This is a genomic window from Streptosporangium longisporum (assembly GCF_039534895.1).
Taxonomy (GTDB): Bacteria; Actinomycetota; Actinomycetes; order Streptosporangiales; family Streptosporangiaceae; genus Streptosporangium; species Streptosporangium longisporum.
This window is the reverse complement of record NZ_BAAAWD010000006.1, coordinates 1246330-1266430: the sequence shown is the minus strand read 5'-3', so window position 1 is coordinate 1266430 and position 20101 is coordinate 1246330. Positions and strand designations below refer to the sequence as shown.

Sequence of the window (20101 nt, the reverse complement as noted above, 5' to 3'; positions counted from 1 at the left end):
GCCGCCTGACCAGGACCGGCCGGACGACCACCACCGGCCGGACGGCCGCCTCCCGAAGGTCACCGGCCGTTCGCCCGGCGTTCGGGGACCGCGACTACGGTCCGAGGGTTGTGAGCGTCGCAACCCCGCTGCGGATCGTCCTCCCGCCCGCCGCGGGCAGGGACCCCTTCTTCGACAACGCCAAGTTCCTGGCGATCACCCTCGTCGTCTCGGGCCACCTGATCGAGGACCTGCGGGACGTGCCGGTCGCGCATGCGGCCTACTTCTACGTCTATACGTTCCACATGCCGCTGTTCATCGTGCTCAGCGGCTACCTGTCGCGGAACTTCACCTTCTCGTCGGGCAAGGCGCGCAAGCTGATCAGCACGCTCGCCGTGCCGTACGTGATCTTCGAGCTGCTCTACTCGCTGCCCCGCCTCGTCCTGTACGGCAAGCTCGACATCAGCCTCCTGGACCCGTACTACCTGACCTGGTTCCTGATGTCGCTGTTCCTGTGGCGGCTGTCGACCCCGGTCTGGCAGCAGCTCCGGTGGCCGCTCGTGGTGGCGGTCGGGTTGTCGCTGCTGTCGGGCATGAGCCGGCTCCCCGACGAGCTGTCGATGAACCGCACCCTCGGCCTGCTCCCGTTCTACGTGCTCGGGCTCATGCTGCGTCCCGAGCACTTCGAGTGGCTGCGGCGCCGGTGGGTGCGGGTCGCCGGGGCGGTCACGCTCGCCGCGGGGGCGGCGCTGGCGTTCGTCCTGCACACGCACGTGAAGACCGAGTGGATCCGCTGGCGGCACGCCAACGACGCGATCGGTGTCGACGACCTCACCGGCAGCCTGATCCGCCTCGGCATCCTGGCCGCGGGCGCGCTCCTCGTCGCCGCCTTCCTGGCGGTCACCCCGGCCCGGCGCACCCTGTACACGGGCCTCGGAGCGGCCACCATGTACGCCTACCTCCTGCACGGCCTGGTGGTGAAGGTCGCCGAGCGGTTCTACGGGGACTGGGCCCAGACCGTGCCGGGGGTGGCGGCCGTGGCGTTCCTCGGGGTCGGGCTCGCCGCCCTGCTGTGCACGGCACCGATACGGCGCGCCACCCACTGGGCGGTCGAACCGGACATGAGCTGGGCCTTCACCCGCCTGAGACGACCCGCCTGAGACGACCGACCGGAGACGACCCGCGTGAGACGACCGACCGGAGAAACCGGCCTGAGAAGACCGGCGGGAGAAACCGGACCCCGTCCCACACCCCGCCCCGCACCTCAGCCCTGAAGCTCCGCGACCGCGCGGTAGGCCGCCGTGATGGCCGCGTCCGCGCGGGCGGTGGGGACGGAGTCGGAGTTGGCGATCGCGATCCGGCCGTGCGTCCGGCGGGCGGTGGCCGCGGGCGGGTGCCCGTCGGGGTAGAAGGCCAGGTCCCACGGGGTGGCGTACTCGGGCGCGTAGCCCTGGCCCCACCGGTTGACGGTGATCGCCTGGATGTCGCGGGCCGGGTCGAACCCCGCGGGGCCGAGCAGCCGGGCCAGCTGGTCGCGGATGCCGTACTCCAGGTACCGGTACGGCGTCCCCATCAGGGCGTACCGCCCCGAGACCGAGCCCCGCGCGGGCGACACACCCGGGGTGACCAGGGCCGCGGCCATGTGCACGGTGGCCGGGTCGTCCGGCCCGTCCGCGAGCCGGTGGCCGCCGGTCCGGACCGGAGGGGCGAGCCCGGCCGCGCACCAGTAGGCCCCGGTGAAACGGGCGTGCCCGATCCCGAGCTCCTTCCAGGGCCGCCGGTGGCGGAGCCGGACCGTCGCGCGCAGCAGGGGCACCTTCACGGCCCGGTGCAGCGCCGCCCGTTGCGCGGGCGGCAGGTCGCCGACCAGGTGGGGGATCACGGAGTTCCAGCAGGCCATGATCACATTGTGGGCCCGGACGGTCCTCACCCGCGGGCCGTCGACGTAGCCGACCGTGGCCGAGGCGGCCGTACCGGCGGGGCCGTCGTTGGCCGCCGAGACGACCGGGCTGGACAGGCGCACGCGCACGCGGTTCCCCGGCCGGTCGAGCGCGGTGTGGTCGAAGGTCGCGGTGGTGATGCCCTCCGCGCCGGTGGCGGTGGCGAAACCCGGGACCATCCGGGCGAGCATCGTCCGGATGATCGCCTGGTTGCCGCCGGGGAAGTGGCAGGAGCGCGGCCTCTCCGTCCCCCACTCCTTGATCATGGTGGGGGAGTTGTACCGGGACGGTGCGGACCTGTCGAGCCCCAGCCCGGCGAAACCCGGGTAGCGGTACTCGTCGGCGTCCCCCCAGGCGTCGATGGCGCCCAGGGCGTCGGACCCGTACCCCCACCGCTCGCCCGGCATGGTCGCGACGAACGTCAGCACGTCCGGATGGACCCCGCAGACGTCCCTGAGGAAACCCGCGTAGGTCATCCGGGCCAGCCGTTCCTGCTTCTCCTCGGCGGACAGCCCGGGAAACCAGTCGGGCGGGTCGAGGTACAGCATCAGCAGATCCCCGCGGGCCTGCGCGGCGACGGGGAGCTCGGTGATCCACCGCCCGGCGCGCTCGCCGGGGGCGAGCACGACCAGCCTCTCGGAGGGGAACGTCTCCCGGTCGCAGAAGACGGCGTCGTGCATCGGCGCGTCCGGGGACGAGGCGGGGGCGGCGTGCCTGCCGGGCCTGCGGGCGCGGATGTCCAGCCTGCCGAGCAGTTCCCTGCCCTCCGGGGTCCACGCCGGCGGCCTCTCGGCGGACCGCACCCCGCCGTACGCGCCCGCAGGTCCCTTCCCACCGCCCGGACGAGGCCCGCCGTGCAGGGCGTGCCCGCCGACGTCGTCGTGGTCGTCCAGGATCAGGATCCGCGCGGCCGGAGCGCGGTCCAGCCACCGGTACGCCGCGCTGACGCCACTGACCCCGGCTCCGACCACGACCAGGTCGTAGTGCTCGCCGGTGGGCTCCGACGTGCCCGCAGACGGCCGGAACCGAGGGTCGCGCAGGACGTGCGACAGGCTCGGCGGCCGCGTGGTCCCGTCGCACGGGTCCGCGGGGGACAACGGGCGGGGGCCGTCGACGCCATCGGGCCCATGGACACGCGCGAGAACGCCCCCGCCCCCGCCCCTGTTCCCCTCCCCGCCCCTGTCCCCGGACGAGGGGAACGCCGCGATCCGGTCCGGGACGACGACCCCGTCGAAGCAGTCCTGGCGGGGGATGTGCCGGTCCATGCCGAGTTCCAGAGCCTTACTCGGATTGATCTCGTGAGGATCGGTCATGAGGCGATCCTCCTGATCCGGAGGGATCACGCTGGCCGCCGCGCTGTACTTTTCGAGAATCTTTACCCGCCCTATTAACGCTCTTCTACGACATGCCTCCCATAAATACAATCGCTAAGCAAAAATCCCCTAAAAGGTACAAATACCCCGCACTTCTCGCCCTCTCCGGCGACGTCACGCTCTCGGTGGCCGAGCCCGCGCGGCCGATGCCCCTCACTCTCCTCATCCCTCGCATACCAGCACTTCGCACCCGTATCCGGCGGCCGTACCGCACCCTGACACCGACGATCGTCACCCCGGAGCCACGCCGACGCGAAGGCGGAATGGACGGCCCCGTGACGGTTCCGTGACCGGCCGCTACCGATTGAGATCACTCCGTGATGTGTTGTTCCTCTTTTCCAGGGCATACGCCTGGCAGCTGAGCAGACAGGGAGCGTGGAACATGACAGTCACCGGCATCATCACCGCCATCGTCATCGGTGCCATCATCGGTTTCCTGGGTCGGCTCGTCGTGCCCGGCAAGCAGGGCATCCCGATCTGGCTGACCATCGTGATCGGTATCGTCGCGGCCCTCATCGGCACCGCGATCGCCAGGGCCCTCGGGGTCTCCAGCACGACGGGAATCGACTGGATCGAGATCCTCATCCAGATCGCTCTCGCGGCCATCGGCGTCATCCTGGCGGTGAGCCTGTACGGCAGGCGGGGTAGCGTCCGCTAATCCGTGACCGGGGGCGGCCGGTTCCCCAGGGGAGATCCCGAGGGAATCCGGAGACCACCGCCCCCGGCACCGCGACGCCCCCGCCCGGAGTCATCCGGGCGGGGGCGTCGTCGCGTGCACACCGGCCCGTACGCGACCACGGCTCCTCCGGACACCGATGCGGCGACACGCGTCAGCACGCCCGCCCTCCACCGGGGGCGGGACCGGCGACATGTCGGTCTCCCGGCGCGGGCCGCCGGGAGACCGCCGCCACGCCGACCGGGGAACGGCGCCGGGCGTCCGCGGGCGAGGGCCGGACGGGTCCGGCCCTTCCGCCTACCGTTCCAGTTCCCGAAGCCGCTCCACGACCGCCGTCAGCGCCATCGCCCGGCTCTTGTCCTCGGTGACGGACCGGGCGGCCCGCAGGGCCTCCTCCAGGCGGGCGGGATCCCGCAGCCGCTTCACCACCGCGACCAGCGCCGTCGCCCGGCCCCACTGGTGCGTGATGGACGCGGCGATCCCCAAAGCCCGCTCGAGCTGGTCCGCGTCCTCCAGGTACTCGGCCGCCGCGGTCAGCATATTGAGCTGGTACCACTCGTTGTCGGGAGAGGCGACGAGCTCCAGGACCCGCCCCAGCGTCCGCCGGCGGAGCTCGCTCCCGCTCCGGCTCCGCCGCGCCAGCATCGTCAGCACCCTGGCGTTGCCCTTCCCGTCGAGGAGCGCGGTGAGGGCGACCCACCAGACCTTGTCCAGGTCGGCGGGATCGTCCAGGTGCTCGGCGACCGCGGCCAGCGCCTTCGCCCTGGCCACCTTGTCGACGATGATCCGGGTGGTGTTCAGGGCCTCCTCCAGGATCTCCTCCCGGACGGCGCCCTCGGTGTTCCGTACCAGCGCCGCCAGCGCCTCGGCCCGGCTCACCCGATGGGTGACGGCAGGGCCGACCCGCCCGGCGAGGTCCGCCCGGACGGGGACGTCCAGCCTCCTGGCCAGCACGAGCAGCAGATGCGACCGGTCCTCGTCGTCGGCGACGGTCAGCGCGGCCTCCAGTGCCCGTTCCATCGTCTCGCGCCGGGCGACCCCGTCCAGTCTCTCGGCCACCGAGAGCAGCGCGTGGGCCCGGCTGCTGCCGCCGGTGACGGTCAGCGCGGCCCGCAACGCCTCCTCCATCGTCTCGCGCCGAGCGGCCCCGTCCAGCCTCTCGGCCACCGTGACCAGCGCGTACCCCCTGCTCCCCGCGTCGTCGAGGGAGCGCGCGGCCCCCAGCGCACTGTCCAGGAGCTCCTGCCGGGAGGCGCCCTCGGTGTGCTCGGCGATCATCCCCAGCACCCGTGCCCGGGAGCCTCCGTCGTTGATGGTCCCGGCGATCCGTACGGCCTCCTCCCTCTGGGAGGGGTCGTCGAGCCGGCCGGCCACCGACTCCAGCGACCGCGCCCGCCGATCCTCGTCGGTCGTGTCCCGGGCCGCCCGCAGCACCCGCTCCACGGCCTCGTGCCGGGCGGACCCGGTGAGGTGCTCGGTCATGCCGGCCAGCAGGGACAACCGGAGCCCTTCGTCGGTGAGGGTCTCGACGATCCGCAGGGACTCCTCCAGCCCGGCGGTGTCCAGCCACCCGGCCGCCATCGTCAGCGCACGCGACCGGTACACCTCGTCGGCGATGGCCCGGACGGTCCGCAGGATCTCCTCCATCAGCTCCCCGCGGGCCGTGCCCTCCACGTGCGGTACCAGTGCCGTCAGGCGGCACGCCCTCAGCCAGTCGTCGGCGACGGTCCGGGCGGCCCGCAACGCCTCCTCCAGCACCCCCCGCCAGGCGAGGTCGGCCGCGTACTCCGGGTTGCTCATGGACACGTCACTCCCGAGGGGAAATCCGGGCAACGACCCCGGGACGAGGACCGGCGAACCCACCCCGGCCACGCCTCGTTCCCGTCCGCGTGGCCCGTCGCCCGCCTGCCAACGATCACGTCGGAGGGAATCTAGGCGAACAAGACGCGGGAAACATCAGCCCCCAGAGGGATGGCGATCAACCCCGCGGACCACCCGCTCCGGGATCGGGCCGTCGCCGGACGCGTCAGGGAAACGACGGGTGGCCACGAGCGTGGCCAGACCGGGTGCGAGCCTGAGCTCGATCGATATCCACCCAGGCTAGAACGACCGTCCCTCATGGAATGGGGACATTCTGCTCTTCCCCATGCCCGAGATGTCGTCGAACCGGTCCTTCGGTCAGGGGCGTGTGTCGAAGTCTCCGCTCTTGACGCGGCCAAGGAGGGTGGTCCAGCTTCCCGTGGAGAAGGCGAGTGCGGCGCCACCAGGATTCTTGGAGTCACGGACGGCCACCGAGCCGGGAAGGGAGGCGACTTCGACGCAGTCGGCCCCACCGTTGCCGCTGAGGCTGCTCTTGCGCCAGAAGGCTTGAGACAGGTCGGCGAGAGCTCGCGGTTCACGTTCTTCTGCGGTCATGAAGTCATCTCCGCTATGACCGAACTCATCAGCGCAGCGGACGTGCTGGGCGGTAGGGCAGCCGCGCGAATATGGTCAAAAAAAGTCTATAACTACGCACTTCCTCTGGTTTTTCCAAATACATGGAGCCCGTCAGATACTCGACATAAGCGACATGAGTATCAGACGGTCGGGGGAACTCCAGGAGGTGGAAAGGGCCGAGCATCCCGGGATGGGCGCCTCCGGCAAAAGGCAGTGTCTGGAGAGTGACGCCTGCGAGGTGTCGCGCGTCGTAGAGCCTGAGCAGTTGCTCCCGCATGATCGCGCAGCTGCCGACGACGTGTCGCAGGACCGCTTCGCTCATCACCGCCCACAGCTCCGGCGGGTTCGATCGAGTAAGAAGTTTCTGCCGTGCCATGCGTAGGTCGACGAGCCTGTCGATCTCCTGAAGTGGGGTGCCAGGCTTATCGGCTTCGATGACGGCACGGGCATACGCCTCGGTCTGAAGAATGCCGGGAACCAGTTGGGGCTGGTAGGTCTGTATCGACGCGGCTCCATGACACCCATGCGGGAACCGCCGTATGGTTCCACATCACGGCCGACGGAAGCGGCCTTCTTCCCACCTGACCGGTCATCGTCTCCCGAGAAGCCCTCGAACCATGACGAGCAAGGTCGTACCCGGACGGTCGAGTACGACGAACCGCACTGAGGAACATCTCGTACGACGAGATGTGACGCTCACGGCGAGCGGCCCTGCGCTCCTTCCCGCACGGACGCGTCAGCTACGGCGACGAGCCCTGGACGACCCCGTACGGGTCGCTTCAGCGTCGCAGAGCCCGATGGGCGGCCCGTGAGAGAGCCGCTACGGACCGCAGGCGTACGGCGGGAACAGGCGTGCGCGGAGGTGGGTGGGTGTTCCGGGCGGCTTGTAAGAGTCCGTAACCAGCGCGCCCGCCAGGCCGGAGGCCTGAACCCACCGGACCGCCACCAACAACGGCCGCCCGGAGCACCCGCCCACCGGAGCGCGAACCCACACCCGGAGCGGCCGATCCCGCCCATCGCCATGATCTGTTGGGATCGTTCTCACCCGACAGGAAGAATCCCAACAGATCATGAGAATCGACCACCCACAGACCTGGCCCGACGGACGAGCCGACCGCGAAGGTCAGATCATCACGTGGTCCTCGGGATGCCCCGCGAAGGAGAACTGCGCGTTGCGGGTGAGCTTGATGTCGTCGGCCTGCCAGGTGTGCATGCCCGCGTCACCGCTGCGCCAGTAGACGAAGTTGAACCGGTCGGCGGAGTAGATCTTGACCCGGTCCTCCTTCAACCGGCGCACCAGCCGGGTGTCCTCGCCCCGGGTGATGTCCTCGAACCCGTAGTGCCGGAACATGTCCGCCTTGCCGAGAAAGGTGCCGCCCTGCACCAGGAAGGCGTAGCGGTGCTCCAGCCCCGGCAGGCGCAGCATGGTGGCGTTGCTGCCCTCGAAGTAGGCGTAGTGCGCGCCCTTGCCGACCAGTTCGGCGTCGGAGTAGTCGAAGGCGCGGGCCAGGTCCGACAGGTAGTGCTCGCCGTAGAGGTTGTCGTCGTCCATCTTGGCGATCAGGTCGCCCTCGGCCGCGGCGATGCCCATGTTCAGGCAGGCGCCCAGCGACAGCGACCGGTCGGCGGGCAGCACCACCACGTCGGTGATCCCGGCCATCCGCGCCTTGTCGGCCACCACCACGGGATCGATGTCCAGGCCGTGCAGCACCATGATGAGCTGGACGGGCCGGTGGATCTGCCGGGCCACCGAGGAGATCGCGTGCTCGATCTGGGAGGCGCGGTTGGTGGGCAGCACCACCGAGATCGACCGGGTCCGCTGCTGCACGGGCCTGCCGAGAACCGTCAGGATCTGGTCGACGCGGTGCGAGAACAGGTGCTTGTCGAACACCTCGCGCATGGCCAGATGCCCCTGCCGCGCCCGCAGCTCGGGGCTGTTGATCAGGTGCAGGACCTGGTTGTAGGACTCCAGCTCGTCACGGGCGATCGGGATCAGCGACCCGAACGTCTCCTCGATGGCGCGGGACCAGCCCGAGACGATCGACGTCGAGCAGGCCGACAGCTCGAAGATCCGGCGAGCGCACATGGTCGGCGAGTCGAGCACCGAGTTCACGTTCAGGAAGACCTTGTACATCTTGTACGCGGCCAGCATCCGGTCGTACGGGAGCTCGCCCACGATGTGCGGGACGTACTCCTCGGGCCAGGCGTACTTCTCGTCCACGGTCCCGTTGCGGGCGAAGATGTGCAGGCCGAGCTCGCGGATCGGGGCGAGCACGGTCTCCATCTGCTCGCGGCGCTCGGGGTGCTTGTCCCGGAAGTACATGCCCGCGAAGACGACGTCGTGCACGCGTCCCCGCTTGTCCTGGATCGGGTTGTGCACCCGGGGCTGCGCGGCGAACTGCAGCACGTCCACCCGATCGTGCCCCAGCACCTCGCGGTAGCGGGGGACCATGTCACCGTCGCAGGTGAAGACGTGGTCGAACAGCTTGGCCGTGTTGATGAAGAAGTCGAAGTTCGGCGGGTCCTCCTTGTTCCAGAAGACCGTGGGGATCCCCTCGGCGCGGCACCAGTCGAGCAGGGCGCGCAGCTCCGCCTTGGGGGCGTTCGTCCCGGTCATCTGGTAGCGCCAGCGGCCCTGGTTGCCGTACCAGGCCGACTCCACGAACAACAGCTCCGGGCGCCGCTCGGCGAAGATCTCCGGCCAGTCGCGGAGTCCGAACTCGATCTGGTCCCACTCGTAGCGGAACGCCATCCGGGAGAAGTCGTCCAGGATGACCGCGACCCTCAGATCGGGACGGACGATCGGCCCGGCCGGCCACTTGACCTCCGGCACGTCCACCGACGGTCCCTGCCGGTCGAGCTCCTCGATCACCTCGGTCACCGGACGCGGCGGCTTCGGCCCGCGCTGCGCCTGCATGGCCGAGCGCAGCTTGCCGGGCAGCGCGGTGACCCCCGACCCCTTGGCCGCGGTGAGCGCCTCGGCCACCCGGTAGGGGCGCTGCACCTTGGTCGACTCCAGTTTCCACTGGGCGTACTCGGCCTTGGCCTCGGCGATGGCCAGGCGCCGCTCCAGGTCCCGGACACGCTCCTCGAAGCGTTCGACGGTCTTGCGCTCCTCGGGCAGCCAGTTGATCGGCCCGAGACGCTGGAACTTCGGCTCTTCGGGGGTCTCTTCGCTCATGGGGAATCGCCTTTGTCCGGGGTCGTGCCAGGGTACGGCTTCGGCCGTACCCGAATAGACGCTTTAGAGGGATTTGGGCGATACGGATTGCCCGGCCGGTGAGAGGTTGCCACCGCGCAGCCAGGTCTCGATCACCCGGGCGATCCGGAAACCGGCCTTGCCGTCCCAGAGCGGGGGCAGCTCGCCCGAGGGGGTCACGGCCCCGTCGGCCAGCGCCCGGTCGGCGGCGGCGGGCAGCTGCGCGGGGGTGACCAGCCGGTTGGTGCCGTGCGTGATGGTGATCGGCCGCTCGGTGTTGGGCCGCACGGTCAGGCAGGGGACGCCCAGCATGGTCGTCTCCTCCTGCACGCCACCGGAGTCGGTGACGACCAGCGTCGCGCCCCGTACCAGCGACAGGAAGTCCACGTAGCCGAGCGGGTCGACGATGCGCAGGTTCTCGGAGTCCACCAGCCCGGCCTCGGCCAGACGGGTACGCCCGCGCGGGTGCAGCGGCACCACGAGAGGCAGGCGCGCGCTCACCTCCAGCACGGCGTCGACCAGCTCCTTGGCGGACGCGGGGTCGTCGACGTTGCCGGGACGGTGCAGGGTGGCGACCCCGTACCGCTTGGGAAGGCCGAGCCGGGCGCGGACCGGCTCGGGGTCGAGGCGGTCCAGCGCGGAGAAGAGGCTGTCGATCATCGGGTTGCCGACGAGGTGCACCCTGGCGGGGTCGACACCCTCGGCGGCCAGGTGGGAGAGCGCGTCCGGCGAGGTGGCGAAGAGGATGTCGGACAGGGCGTCGGTGACGATCCGGTTGACCTCCTCGGGCATCTCCCGGTCGAAGGAGCGCAGTCCCGCCTCCACGTGCGCGGTCGGCACGTGCAGCTTGGCGCAGACGAGGATCGCGGCCAGTGTCGAGTTCACGTCGCCGTAGACGACGACCAGCGCCGGCCGCTGCTCCGTCATCACGTCCTCCAGCCCGACCAGCAGGGCCGCCGTCTGGCGGGCGTGCGAGCCGGAACCGACGGCCAGGTTGGCGATCGGCTCGGGGAGACCGAGGTCGGCGAAGAAGACGTCCGACATCAGCGCGTCGTAGTGCTGGCCGGTGTGCACGATGCCCTGTCGTACGCCCGCCGCGGCGAGCGCGCGCACCACCGGGGCGGCCTTCACGAAGTTGGGACGCGCGCCGAGCACGTGCAGGACGAGGGGATCGCCGGGGCCCTGAGCAGCACCCGGATGGGCAAAGTCCCTCATTGACCTCGCCTTTCATGCGGCAGTGGGGCAAACCTTGCCTATGGTACGGTCACCGCGTGGTATCCGATGCCAGCAGGCCAGACTCCCCCTCGGTTCCGGCGAACTCGGCCCCGGCGAAGCCACCGGGCCGGACGACGCCCTCGGCTCCGTCGAGCCCCTACCCGCCGGTGACGCCCCCGGCCACCGAGAGCACGTCCCCGGTAACCGAGAGCACGTCCCCGGCCGTCGAGAGCGCGTCCCCGGCCACCGAGAGCACGTCTCCGGCCGTCAAGACGACGTCCCCGGTCACCGAGACCACGTCGTCCTCCGTCGTCGAGGCCACGTCCCCGGCCGTCGAGCCGTCCACGAAGACCGAAGCGGACACCGCCAACCCGAACGAGGACGCGCCGCAGACCCCGAACGAGGACGAGCCGCAGGTCACGAACACGGACCCGCCCCAGACCAAGGACGAGGACGAGGACGCGACCCCGCAGGACACCGACGACCACGCCCCCGGCACCCCCACCCCCTCCGAGACCCCCCTCGACGACGCCGACCCCGACAAGGTCACCGTCGAGCCGGTCTCACCGGTCGCGGACGCCTCCCAGGTGACCGGCGTCCCCTCGGTGTCGGCGAAGTCGTCCCGCGCAGGCCTGCGCGGCCTGCTGCGGGGATTCATCCAGCACCCGGTGATCGTCTCCCGCGTCGTGGTGACGAAGGTCAAGTCCGACCCGGTACGCGTGGCGCAGGCCGCGGCCGAGACGCTGCCGCCGCGCGTCCGCCCGGTCGTGGGCCGGTTCGCCTGGCCGGTCGCGCGCCGCGCCAAGGTCGTCGTCCGCAAGCTCGGCATGCGCATGGTGAAGGGCCCCTGGGCCGAGGCCAAGGAGCACTTCGACTCCGGCCGGATGACCGAGGCCGTCGCGGTGCTGCAGGCGCACACCCGGTACCCCTTCATCAAGCGCCGGGCGGCCTACTACGCGGGTGAGCTGGCCGCGATCCAGCCGAACCCGATCCCGCCCAAGGCCAAGGTGATCGTGGGCGAGCGGTTCCCCGGCCGGGTGCTGCACTGCGTGACCAACGCGCTGCCGTACACGCAGGCCGGGTACACCGTGCGCACGCACCGGATCGTCACCTCGCAGAAGGCCGCAGGCCTGGACCCGCACGTCGTGACGAGCTGGGGCTGGCCGATGATGCAGGGCCACGCCGACGCGACGCCGTACGAGGAGATCGACGGGATCCCCTACCACCGGCTGATCCCCAGCGGCGAGGTGCCCTTCGAGAGCCACGGGCGCATGATCCGGGGCGCCGGTGAGGTGACCGAGCTGGTGCGGACGCTGCGGCCGCAGGTGCTGCACGCCGCGACCGACCACCGCAACGGCTCGGTGGCGCTGGCGGTCCGCGAGCGCACCGGCACCCCGATGGTGTACGAGGTCCGGGGCTTCCTGGAGGAGACCTGGGCCTCCCGCGACCCCAAGCGGGTCGGCAGCCAGCGGCACCTGCTGCAGCGCGACCGCGAGGCGTTCATCATGCGCTCGGCCGACGCCGTCGTCACCCTGGCGGAGACGATGGCCACGGAGATCGCCGAACGCGGGGTGCCCCGGGAGAAGATCTATCTCGCGCCGAACGCGGTGGACGACTCGCTGCTCGCCGCCGAGTACGACGGCGCGGCCTTCCGTTCCGCGTACGGCATCGAGCCCGGTGAGATCGTGATGGGCTCGGTCTCCAGCATCGTGGCCTACGAGGGCTTCGCCACCATGATCAGGGCCGCCGCGCTGCTGCGTGACGAGGGGGCGCCGGTCAAGGTGCTGCTCGTCGGGGACGGCGCCGAGCGCCCGGCCCTGCTGGAGCAGGTCGAGGAGCTCGGGCTGGGCGACATCGCGATCCTGCCCGGCCGCGTCGGCCCGGACGAGGCGCTGCAGGCGCAGGCCGCCATCGACATCTTCGTCTGCCCCCGCGAGGACCTGCGGGTGTGCCGGCTGGTCACGCCGCTGAAGCCGGTCGAGGCGATGGCGCTGGGCAAGCCGGTCGTGCTCAGCGACCTGCCCGCCCTGTCGGAGCTGGTCGGCTCGGAGGGCGCCGGGATGCTGGTGCCCCCGGGGGACCCCGAGGCGCTGGCCAAGGCCATCGCCGGGCTCCGCGACGACCCGGCCCGCAGGGCCGAGATGGGCGAGGCCGGACGGGCCGAGGTGGCGGCCAAGCGTACGTGGAGCCGCATCGCAGCGACGTACCGTGACATCTACCAGTCGATAGCCGGTTGATGGTCTCGTGTTGGTAACGAGGATTCCGTCCGTTTGCGATGGGTTCAATCGCATTAGGCGTGGCTCGTTCGTACTTGAGATAGCCTTTGCGACCATGAAGTGTTGTTTCCGGCTTTCCAAGGTCATCCTGTGACTGCCTACGACCTGGCAGTCATCGGTCTGGGCTACGTCGGCATGCCCCTGGCCAAGGAGGCCACGGCGGCGGGTCTGCGGGTCGTCGGCCTGGACCTCGACCCGGACAAGGTCGAGGCCCTCAACGCCGGCAGGTCCTACATCGACGACCTGACCGACGCCGACCTGGAGCACATGCTGGCGGCGGGGTTCACCGCCACGCTGGACGAGACCGTGCTGTCGTCCAGCGCGGCCGTCGTGATCTGCGTGCCGACCCCGCTGGACGAGGACCACCGCCCCGACCTGTCGTCGGTCGAGGGCGCCACCGGTACCGTCGCCCGCAACCTGAGCGCCGGCACGCTGGTGGTCCTGGAGTCCACCACCTGGCCCGGCACCACCGACGAGGTCGCCCGTCCCATCCTGGAGACCTCCGGCCTGACCGCGGGCGTCGACTTCCACCTCGCCTTCTCGCCCGAGCGCATCGACCCGGGCAACCCCAAGTACGGCCTGCGCAACACCCCCAAGGTCGTCGGTGGCTACACCCCGGCCTGCAAGGAGCGCGCGGTCGCCTTCTACGCGCGCTTCGTCGAGCAGGTCGTGCCGGTCAGCGGCACCCGCGAGGCCGAGATGGCCAAGCTGCTGGAGAACACCTACCGGCACGTCAACATCGCCCTGGTCAACGAGATGGCCATCTTCTGCGACGAGCTGGGCGTCGACCTGTGGGAGTCGATCGAGGCCGCGGCCACCAAGCCGTTCGGTTTCCAGAAGTTCCTTCCCGGACCCGGCGTCGGCGGGCACTGCATCCCGGTCGACCCGTCCTACCTGTCCTACACGGTGCGCAAGCTCGGCTACCCGTTCCGGTTCGTCGAGCTGGCCCAGGAGATCAACGAGCGGATGCCGTCGTACGTGGTGGCCCGCGTGCAGCGCCTGCTCAACCGGCACCGCAAGCCCGTCAACGGCTCCCGGGTGGCGCTGCTCGGCGTGACCTACAAGCCCGACATCGCCGACGAGCGCGAGACCCCGGCACTGCCGGTCGCGCGGGCGCTGCTGGAGCTTGGTGCGGAACTGGTCTTCGTCGACCCCTACGTCAAGGAGTGGCGGGTCGACGACGTCCAGGTGACACGTGAGGAAGACCTCGCGACGGCGGTCGCCGAAGCCGACGTGACGCTGCTGCTCCAGCAGCACGCCGCCTTCGACCTGTCCGTTGTCGAGGACCAAGGCAAGCTCGTGCTCGACACCCGCGGCGTGCTCGCCGAGGGCGCACGCGTCGAGCGGCTCTAGCGACGGAGGGCTGCGCGCAGTGCACGTGCTCGTCATGACGGTGGTGCATCACCCCGAGGACGCCCGGATCCTGCACCGGCAGATCCGCGCGCTCGTGGACGCCGGTCATGAGGTCACGTATGCGGCCCCGTACACGGCGCGGGGCGTGATGGCCCGTTCCTGGGTGAACGGCGTCGACCTCCCGCGCGCCGCCGAGCGCAAGCGGCTGTCGGCCGTCCGCGCGGCGCGCAAGGTCTTCAAGAAGATGCGCGGCCAGGTCGACCTGGTGGTGGTGCACGACCCGGAGCTGCTGCTCGCGGTGGTGGGCGTGCGCAAGCGTCCCCCGGTGGTCTGGGACGTGCACGAGGACACCCCGGCCACGCTCTCGCTGAAGCCCTGGCTGCCGGCGTTCCTGCGCCCGCCGGTGCGGTTCCTGGCCCGCCTCCTGGAGGGCACGGCCGAGCGGCACCTGCACCTGCTGCTGGCCGAGACCGCCTACGCCGGGCGGTTCCGCCAGGCGCACCTGGTGGTCCCCAACGAGACCTGGGTGCCCGACGAGGTGACCCCGCCCGGTGACGACCGCGTCGTCTACCTGGGGTGGCTGTCGGAGGCGCGCGGGGTGCGCGAGGCCATCGAGGTGGCCCGGCTGCTCCAGCCGTACCGGGTGGCGGTCGAGCTGATCGGTTACGCCGACCCGCAGTCGCGGCCGATGCTGAACGAGGCGGTGTCCGAGGGCGTGCTGGAGTGGCGCGACTTCATGCCGAACGACGAGGCGCTCAAGCGGCTCGACGGCGCGCTGGCCGGTCTGTCGCTGCTGCACGACGAGCCCAACTACCGGCACTCCATGCCCACGAAGATCATGGAGTACATGGCCCACGGCATCCCGGTGATCACCACCCCGTCGCCGCGCGCGGTGGAGCTGGTGGAGCGCTACGACAGCGGCATGGTCGTGCCCTGGCGCGATCCCAAGGCGGTGGCCCAGGCCGTGCTCTCCCTGCGCGACGACGTCCGGGAGCGGCATGCGCGGGGCGCCCGCGGGTATGCGGCGGCCCGTGCGAACCACCACTGGCCCAACTCGGCCCGCCGTTTCGTCGCCCAGCTGGAGGCGTGGGCGGGCGTCAAGAGCTGACATCCCGAACGCTCCTTATGTCTGCCTGATCACGAGAACGGTAGTGTCCTGAACGTGCGCTGGCTCATCGCTTTCCTGGGCGCTGCGATCCTCGTCGCGGTGGCGGCGTTCGTGATCATCGTTCCCTCGGGGAACGACGTCCCGGACGGGCGGGGCACGTCGGCCGCGGCCTCCTCCCGGTCGGCGTCGGCTTCGCCGTCCACCTCGCCGTCCGCCTCGGTACCGGTGCCCGACACACCGGAGTTCACCGACCCGTGTGGAACGTTCGACACCGCCACCCGCGCGCCGTACGCGATCACCGGTTACTGGCTGATCCCCACCACCGACCACTGCACCTGGCGGCGGCAGTTCCGGGCCATCCACGAGGTGGGCGGCGACACCGTCATCCGGATCGGCTGGGGACTGCAGGCCCGCCCGCTCGACGACGACGGCCGGGTGCTGGGCGGCGACGGCGAGATCGACCCGCGCTACGAGCCCTGCGAGGAGGACGGGGTGCCGTGCGCGCTGGCGGCGGAGAACGACCTCAAGGCCGCCAACCCCGGCAACAGGGTGAGCTGGACGTTCGTCTACCGGACCGACGAGGCGTTCGGCCCCGGCCTGTTCCGCTGCCCCGAGTTCGAGCGCAGGATCGTCACCAGGAAGACCGTCTTCTACCGGATCGTCGCCACCGACGACGGCACCGACGACGCGAGCTGCACGAACATCAGGGCCAAGGGACGCGGCTACCACGTGATCCTGATCGCCGGTGCGCACGAGGACAGCCTCACCGAGCTGCTCGACCTCGGCGACAGGTTCGGGGTGAAGGTCTTCCCGGCGCTGCCGCTGGCCCCCCGCGACCCGGCGCAGAAGACCCGGGCCGCCAAGCAGGGCACCGACACGCTCACCACCCTCACCCGGCGGATCCTGCAGGACTACGGCTCCCGCTTCCAGGACCGTGCCTCGCTGGGCGGCTTCTACCAGCCGTTCGAGCTGCAGATGCGCGAGATGAAGTACGACGACGACGGCGAGGACGACCACCCCACGCTCAAGGTGTACGCCTCCCAGCACCGGATCGTCGAGCAGGAGATGCCCGGCAGGCCCGTCCTGGTCAGCCCCTACCTCGACGCGCGCAAGGAGCGGCCGTTCAGCGCCACCCCCAAGCAGGTCGCCCGCGGGTTCGAGGCCCTGGCCAGGACCGGCGTGGGGATCGTCGCGCCGCAGGACAGCCGGGGCACCGGGAAGGTCGGGCTGTTCTGGCCGGACGAGCGCGAGGAGAAGGTCGACGAGCGGCTGCGGCCGGTCGTCGGCGAGGAGACCAACGGCGACGCCTACCACGGCTCGACCCGCGACTACTACCGGGAGATGTACCTGGCCCGCAACAGGATGGTCGAGCAGGGCCACGACGTGCAGCTGTGGGCCAACGTCGAGTCGTTCGAGCCGTCCGGGGGCGCGGACGAGCCGTGCGCCGCGGGCTCCGACCGGGGACGTACCGACAAGGAACGGCTGGACACGGCAGTGACCCAGGTCGGGCGCTACGTCTCCAAGGTCGTCTCCTACATGTGGAGCGACTTCTACACCTGCGGCTCGCCGTCCCTGGCCGAGGAGATCGCCCGCGACCACGACCGGCCCATCGCGGCCGACGCGGTACGCGTGCGGCGCGACATCCAGGACGGCGTGGAGATCCGCGGGTACGGCATCCCGATGGGCTGCACGGTCTCGATCACCTGGGAGGGGCTGGAGGAACCCCGCGTCGTGGACGTGGCCGGGGTCGACCTGAACGAGCCGCCGCCCGGCCTGCCGCTGGGGATGCGGACGGCGTGGATCCCGTTCGACTGGTCCCGGGTGCCGGAGGGCACCTGGATCCGGATCACGGTCACCGCACCGGACGGACGTGCCGCCACCGAACCGCTGCATGTCCGCGCGCAGGCATGACCGGGGTGTAACGTGCCTGCCATGGTTCCGCGCATTCCCGTCAGCGTGGACCTGGTCGTCCTCACGGTGCGCTGTCAGGTGCTGAGCGCACTCGTCTGGCGGCGCGACAATCCGCCGTACGAGGGACGCTGGGCCCTGTCAGGCGGCTTCATCCAGCTCGACGAGGACCTTCCCGCCGCCGCTGCCAGGGTCCTCGCCGAACGGGCGGGCCTGCCCGGCGCCCCGGTGCACCTGGAGCAGCTGCAGACCTACGGCTACCCCGACCGCGACCCGCGCCAGCGCGTGCTGAGCGTGGCCTACCTCGGCCTGGCCCCCGACCTTCCGGCCTCCACCGAGGCGCACATGAGCTGGCAGCCGGTCTCCGCGCTGCTGCGCGAGATGGCCTTCGACCACCGGCGGATCATGATCGACGGGATCGAGCGGGCCCGCGCGAAGCTGGAGTACACCCCGCTGGGAGCGGCCTTCTGCCCTCCCGAGTTCACCGTCGCCGAGCTGCGCCGGGTCTACGAGATCGTCTGGGGCCGGAGCCTGGACCCGCGGAACTTCCACCGCAAGGTCACCAAGGCCGAGGGGTTCCTGGTGCCCACCGGCGCCACCACCACCCGCGACGGCGGGCGCCCGGCCAAGCTCTACCGTCGCGGCCCCGCGGTGATGCTGCACCCGCCGATGCTGCGCTCCCTGCGGGAGTGAGCCCGTCAGAGGTCGTTCGTCACGCGCCGATCGGCCGGAGGCCCGTCCCCCGGAGGCCGCCGATCAGAGGCCGTCGATCTCCGTCAGGTCGATGTCGACGTCGAACGGGACGCTGACCTTCAGCCGGTCGTGGTGGATGCCCATGAGCGCGTAGGTCCTGGTCGCCGGGTCGAGCTCGTAGACGTAGACGGTCGGGCGGTCGTCGGTCTCCTCGACCCGCCAGAAGTGGGTGATGCCCGCCTGGGCGTAGATGACGGGCTTGCGCTCCCGGTCACGGATCTCCGACTCGTCGGAGACGACCTCGACGGCGAGGACGACGTCCTCCGGCCGGTAGGCGGTCTGCTTCCGTTCCCGATCGGCGTCAGCGCGGGTCACCATGACGTCGGGCTCGGGGCGCTGCCGCTCTCCGAGCGTCACGGTCATCTGCCTGCGGACACGCAGCTCGGCCGGAACTGCTTGGCGCAGCGCGTAAATCAGGAGATCCACGATGAGGGAGTGGAAACGGGTCTGGGGGCTCACGAAGACGAGAGTGCCGTCGACGAGTTCCGTGTGCGGAGGGATCCCCCGAAGCCGGTCGAGGTCACCGGCCACGAAGCCCTTTTCGGGGGGGAACACCCAGACGGGAAGCGGCTCAGGCTCGGGCGGCTCCGCCTCGGCGTCCGGAGCCCCCGCGCTCGGCCTCTCGGCCGGTGACGCGATGCTCATGTCGTCCTCCCGGTCGGGCATGCCTCTCACCTCCAGTGTTACAGGATGATGCCCCATCCGCCCGCTGCTCCTAAAGTAAGGCCATGCCTCGTTTCCGTGCGATCCTGGACACGATGCCCGCCTACCGGGCGGGCAAGGCCGTGGTGTCAGCCGACGGCCGCTCCTACAAGCTCTCCTCCAACGAGTCCCCCTACGAGCCGCTGCCCTCGGTCGTCGAGGCGGTCGCCCGGGCCGCGACCACGATGCACCGTTACCCCGACCCGGCGGCGACGGCACTGACCGAGGCACTCGCCGAGCATCACGGGGTGCCGGCCGAGCACGTGGCGCTCGGCGCGGGCTCGGTGACGGTGGCCCAGCAGCTCTTCGAGACCGTGAGCGAGCCGGGCGCCGAGGTGATCTACGCGTGGCGCTCCTTCGAGGCGTACCCGCTGCTGGCCGACCTGGCCGGGGCGACCTCGGTGCGGGTCCCGCTGCTGGGCGAGACGCACCACCTGGACGCCATGGCCGACGCGATCACCCCGAACACCCGGATGATCTTCGTGTGCAACCCGAACAACCCCACCGGCACGGTCGTCCAGGCGGCCGAGCTGGAGGCGTTCCTGGAGCGGGTGCCCGAGAACGTGCTCGTCGTGCTGGACGAGGCCTACCGCGAGTACGTCAGGGACCCCGGGGTCACCGACGGTCTCACCGTCTACCGCGAGCGGCCGAACGTGGCCGTGCTGCGCACCTTCTCCAAGGCGTACGGGCTGGCCGGGCTGCGGGTGGGGTACCTGATCGGCGGGGAGCCGGTGGCCGCCGCGGTCCGCAAGACGACCGTCCCGTTCGCGGTCAACCACCTGGCCCAGGCCGCCGCGATCGCCTCGCTGGCCGCCGAGGACGAACTGCTGGAGCGGGTCGACGCCGTGGTCGCCGAGCGCGGCCGGGTCCGCGAGGCGCTGATCGAGCAGGGCTGGGAGGTGCCGGCGACCGAGGCCAACTTCGTCTGGCTCCGGCTGGGCGAGCGCACGCTCGACTTCGCCGAGGCGTGCGCCGGCGAGGGCGTCGCGGTACGGCCGTTCGCCGGGGAGGGGGCCCGGGTGTCCATCGGCGACCCCGAGGCCAACGACACCTTCCTGGCCGCCGCCGCGGCCTTCCGGAAGAACGCCTGACCTCGTCCGCACGGCCCGTGCCGCCCCCGCAGGAAGCCGCCACGGGCCGTGCCTCACCCCTTCGGCCCGTACGGGCCCGCCGGCCTTGTCCA

General features: G+C 70.9%; 15 protein-coding genes. 8 read left to right on the top strand and 7 right to left on the bottom strand.

What is annotated here, in order from left to right; translation table 11 throughout:
* The first annotated feature begins 110 nt into the window (after window positions 1-110).
* A complete protein-coding gene (locus tag ABD832_RS09835; protein ID WP_344891552.1) occupies window positions 111-1139 on the top strand; it encodes an acyltransferase family protein in 1029 nt (342 codons plus the stop codon).
* A 104-nt stretch (window positions 1140-1243) separates the two neighbouring features.
* On the opposite strand, the gene ABD832_RS09830 is transcribed toward ABD832_RS09835, so the two are convergent.
* Complete coding sequence (locus tag ABD832_RS09830; protein WP_344891549.1) at window positions 1244-3232, bottom strand: NAD(P)-binding protein; 1989 nt, start codon at window positions 3230-3232, stop codon at window positions 1244-1246.
* A gap of 442 nt (window positions 3233-3674) precedes the next feature.
* Between ABD832_RS09830 and ABD832_RS09825 the strand changes: the two genes are divergently transcribed.
* Complete coding sequence (locus ABD832_RS09825) at window positions 3675-3950, top strand: GlsB/YeaQ/YmgE family stress response membrane protein (protein WP_344891546.1); 276 nt, start codon at window positions 3675-3677, stop codon at window positions 3948-3950.
* Between the two features lie 315 nt (window positions 3951-4265).
* On the opposite strand, the gene ABD832_RS09820 is transcribed toward ABD832_RS09825, so the two are convergent.
* From ABD832_RS09820 to wecB, 5 genes are all read right to left on the bottom strand, one after another.
* The gene (locus ABD832_RS09820; protein WP_344891543.1) at window positions 4266-5768 is read right to left on the bottom strand and encodes an ATP-binding protein; all 1503 of its coding nucleotides are present in this window, start codon (window positions 5766-5768) and stop codon (window positions 4266-4268) included.
* Between the two features lie 378 nt (window positions 5769-6146).
* A complete protein-coding gene (locus ABD832_RS09815) occupies window positions 6147-6383 on the bottom strand; it encodes a DUF397 domain-containing protein (protein ID WP_344891540.1) in 237 nt (78 codons plus the stop codon).
* A 28-nt stretch (window positions 6384-6411) separates the two neighbouring features.
* Window positions 6412-6906, bottom strand: a complete 495-nt coding sequence (locus ABD832_RS09810; RefSeq protein ID WP_344893413.1) for a DUF5753 domain-containing protein — start codon at window positions 6904-6906, stop codon at window positions 6412-6414.
* Window positions 6907-7527: 621 nt separating this feature from the next.
* Window positions 7528-9585 (bottom strand): glycosyltransferase family protein, encoded by a 2058-nt coding sequence (locus tag ABD832_RS09805; RefSeq protein WP_344891537.1) that lies wholly within the window; start codon window positions 9583-9585, stop codon window positions 7528-7530.
* Between the two features lie 63 nt (window positions 9586-9648).
* On the bottom strand, window positions 9649-10818 hold the full coding sequence (gene wecB, locus ABD832_RS09800) for a non-hydrolyzing UDP-N-acetylglucosamine 2-epimerase (RefSeq protein ID WP_344891534.1): 1170 nt from the start codon (window positions 10816-10818) through the stop codon (window positions 9649-9651).
* Between the two features lie 56 nt (window positions 10819-10874).
* Between wecB and ABD832_RS09795 the strand changes: the two genes are divergently transcribed.
* The 5 genes from ABD832_RS09795 to ABD832_RS09775 all read left to right on the top strand — a co-directional run bounded on the left by ABD832_RS09795 (window position 10875) and on the right by ABD832_RS09775 (window position 18156).
* Window positions 10875-13055, top strand: a complete 2181-nt coding sequence (locus ABD832_RS09795) for a glycosyltransferase (protein WP_344891531.1) — start codon at window positions 10875-10877, stop codon at window positions 13053-13055.
* Window positions 13056-13184: 129 nt separating this feature from the next.
* Entirely contained in the window at window positions 13185-14447 is a 1263-nt protein-coding gene (locus tag ABD832_RS09790) for a nucleotide sugar dehydrogenase (RefSeq protein WP_344891528.1), read from the top strand.
* Between the two features lie 19 nt (window positions 14448-14466).
* Complete coding sequence (locus tag ABD832_RS09785) at window positions 14467-15555, top strand: glycosyltransferase (protein ID WP_344891525.1); 1089 nt, start codon at window positions 14467-14469, stop codon at window positions 15553-15555.
* Between the two features lie 54 nt (window positions 15556-15609).
* Window positions 15610-17466 (top strand): DUF4434 domain-containing protein, encoded by a 1857-nt coding sequence (locus ABD832_RS09780; protein WP_344891522.1) that lies wholly within the window; start codon window positions 15610-15612, stop codon window positions 17464-17466.
* Between the two features lie 21 nt (window positions 17467-17487).
* Complete coding sequence (locus ABD832_RS09775; protein WP_344891519.1) at window positions 17488-18156, top strand: NUDIX hydrolase; 669 nt, start codon at window positions 17488-17490, stop codon at window positions 18154-18156.
* A 63-nt stretch (window positions 18157-18219) separates the two neighbouring features.
* On the opposite strand, the gene ABD832_RS09770 is transcribed toward ABD832_RS09775, so the two are convergent.
* Window positions 18220-18882 (bottom strand): Uma2 family endonuclease, encoded by a 663-nt coding sequence (locus tag ABD832_RS09770; protein ID WP_344891516.1) that lies wholly within the window; start codon window positions 18880-18882, stop codon window positions 18220-18222.
* Window positions 18883-18944: 62 nt separating this feature from the next.
* Between ABD832_RS09770 and hisC the strand changes: the two genes are divergently transcribed.
* Window positions 18945-20009: a histidinol-phosphate transaminase gene (gene hisC / locus ABD832_RS09765; protein WP_344891513.1), complete on the top strand. Its 1065-nt coding sequence runs from the start codon at window positions 18945-18947 to the stop codon at window positions 20007-20009.
* Window positions 20010-20101: the final 92 nt, after the last annotated feature.

Bases quoted from the DNA above. Each gene is read 5' to 3' on its own strand.
- ABD832_RS09775 (WP_344891519.1), top strand. From the start codon at position 17,488: ATGGTTCCGCGCATTCCCGTCAGCGTGGACCTGGTCGTCCTCACGGTG.
- ABD832_RS09830 (WP_344891549.1), bottom strand. From the start codon at position 3,232: ATGACCGATCCTCACGAGATCAATCCGAGTAAGGCTCTGGAACTCGGC.
- ABD832_RS09825 (WP_344891546.1), top strand. From the start codon at position 3,675: ATGACAGTCACCGGCATCATCACCGCCATCGTCATCGGTGCCATCATC.
- hisC (WP_344891513.1), top strand. From the start codon at position 18,945: ATGCCTCGTTTCCGTGCGATCCTGGACACGATGCCCGCCTACCGGGCG.
- ABD832_RS09805 (WP_344891537.1), bottom strand. From the start codon at position 9,585: ATGAGCGAAGAGACCCCCGAAGAGCCGAAGTTCCAGCGTCTCGGGCCG.
- ABD832_RS09815 (WP_344891540.1), bottom strand. From the start codon at position 6,383: ATGACCGCAGAAGAACGTGAACCGCGAGCTCTCGCCGACCTGTCTCAA.
- ABD832_RS09770 (WP_344891516.1), bottom strand. From the start codon at position 18,882: ATGCCCGACCGGGAGGACGACATGAGCATCGCGTCACCGGCCGAGAGG.
- wecB (WP_344891534.1), bottom strand. From the start codon at position 10,818: ATGAGGGACTTTGCCCATCCGGGTGCTGCTCAGGGCCCCGGCGATCCC.
- ABD832_RS09820 (WP_344891543.1), bottom strand. From the start codon at position 5,768: ATGAGCAACCCGGAGTACGCGGCCGACCTCGCCTGGCGGGGGGTGCTG.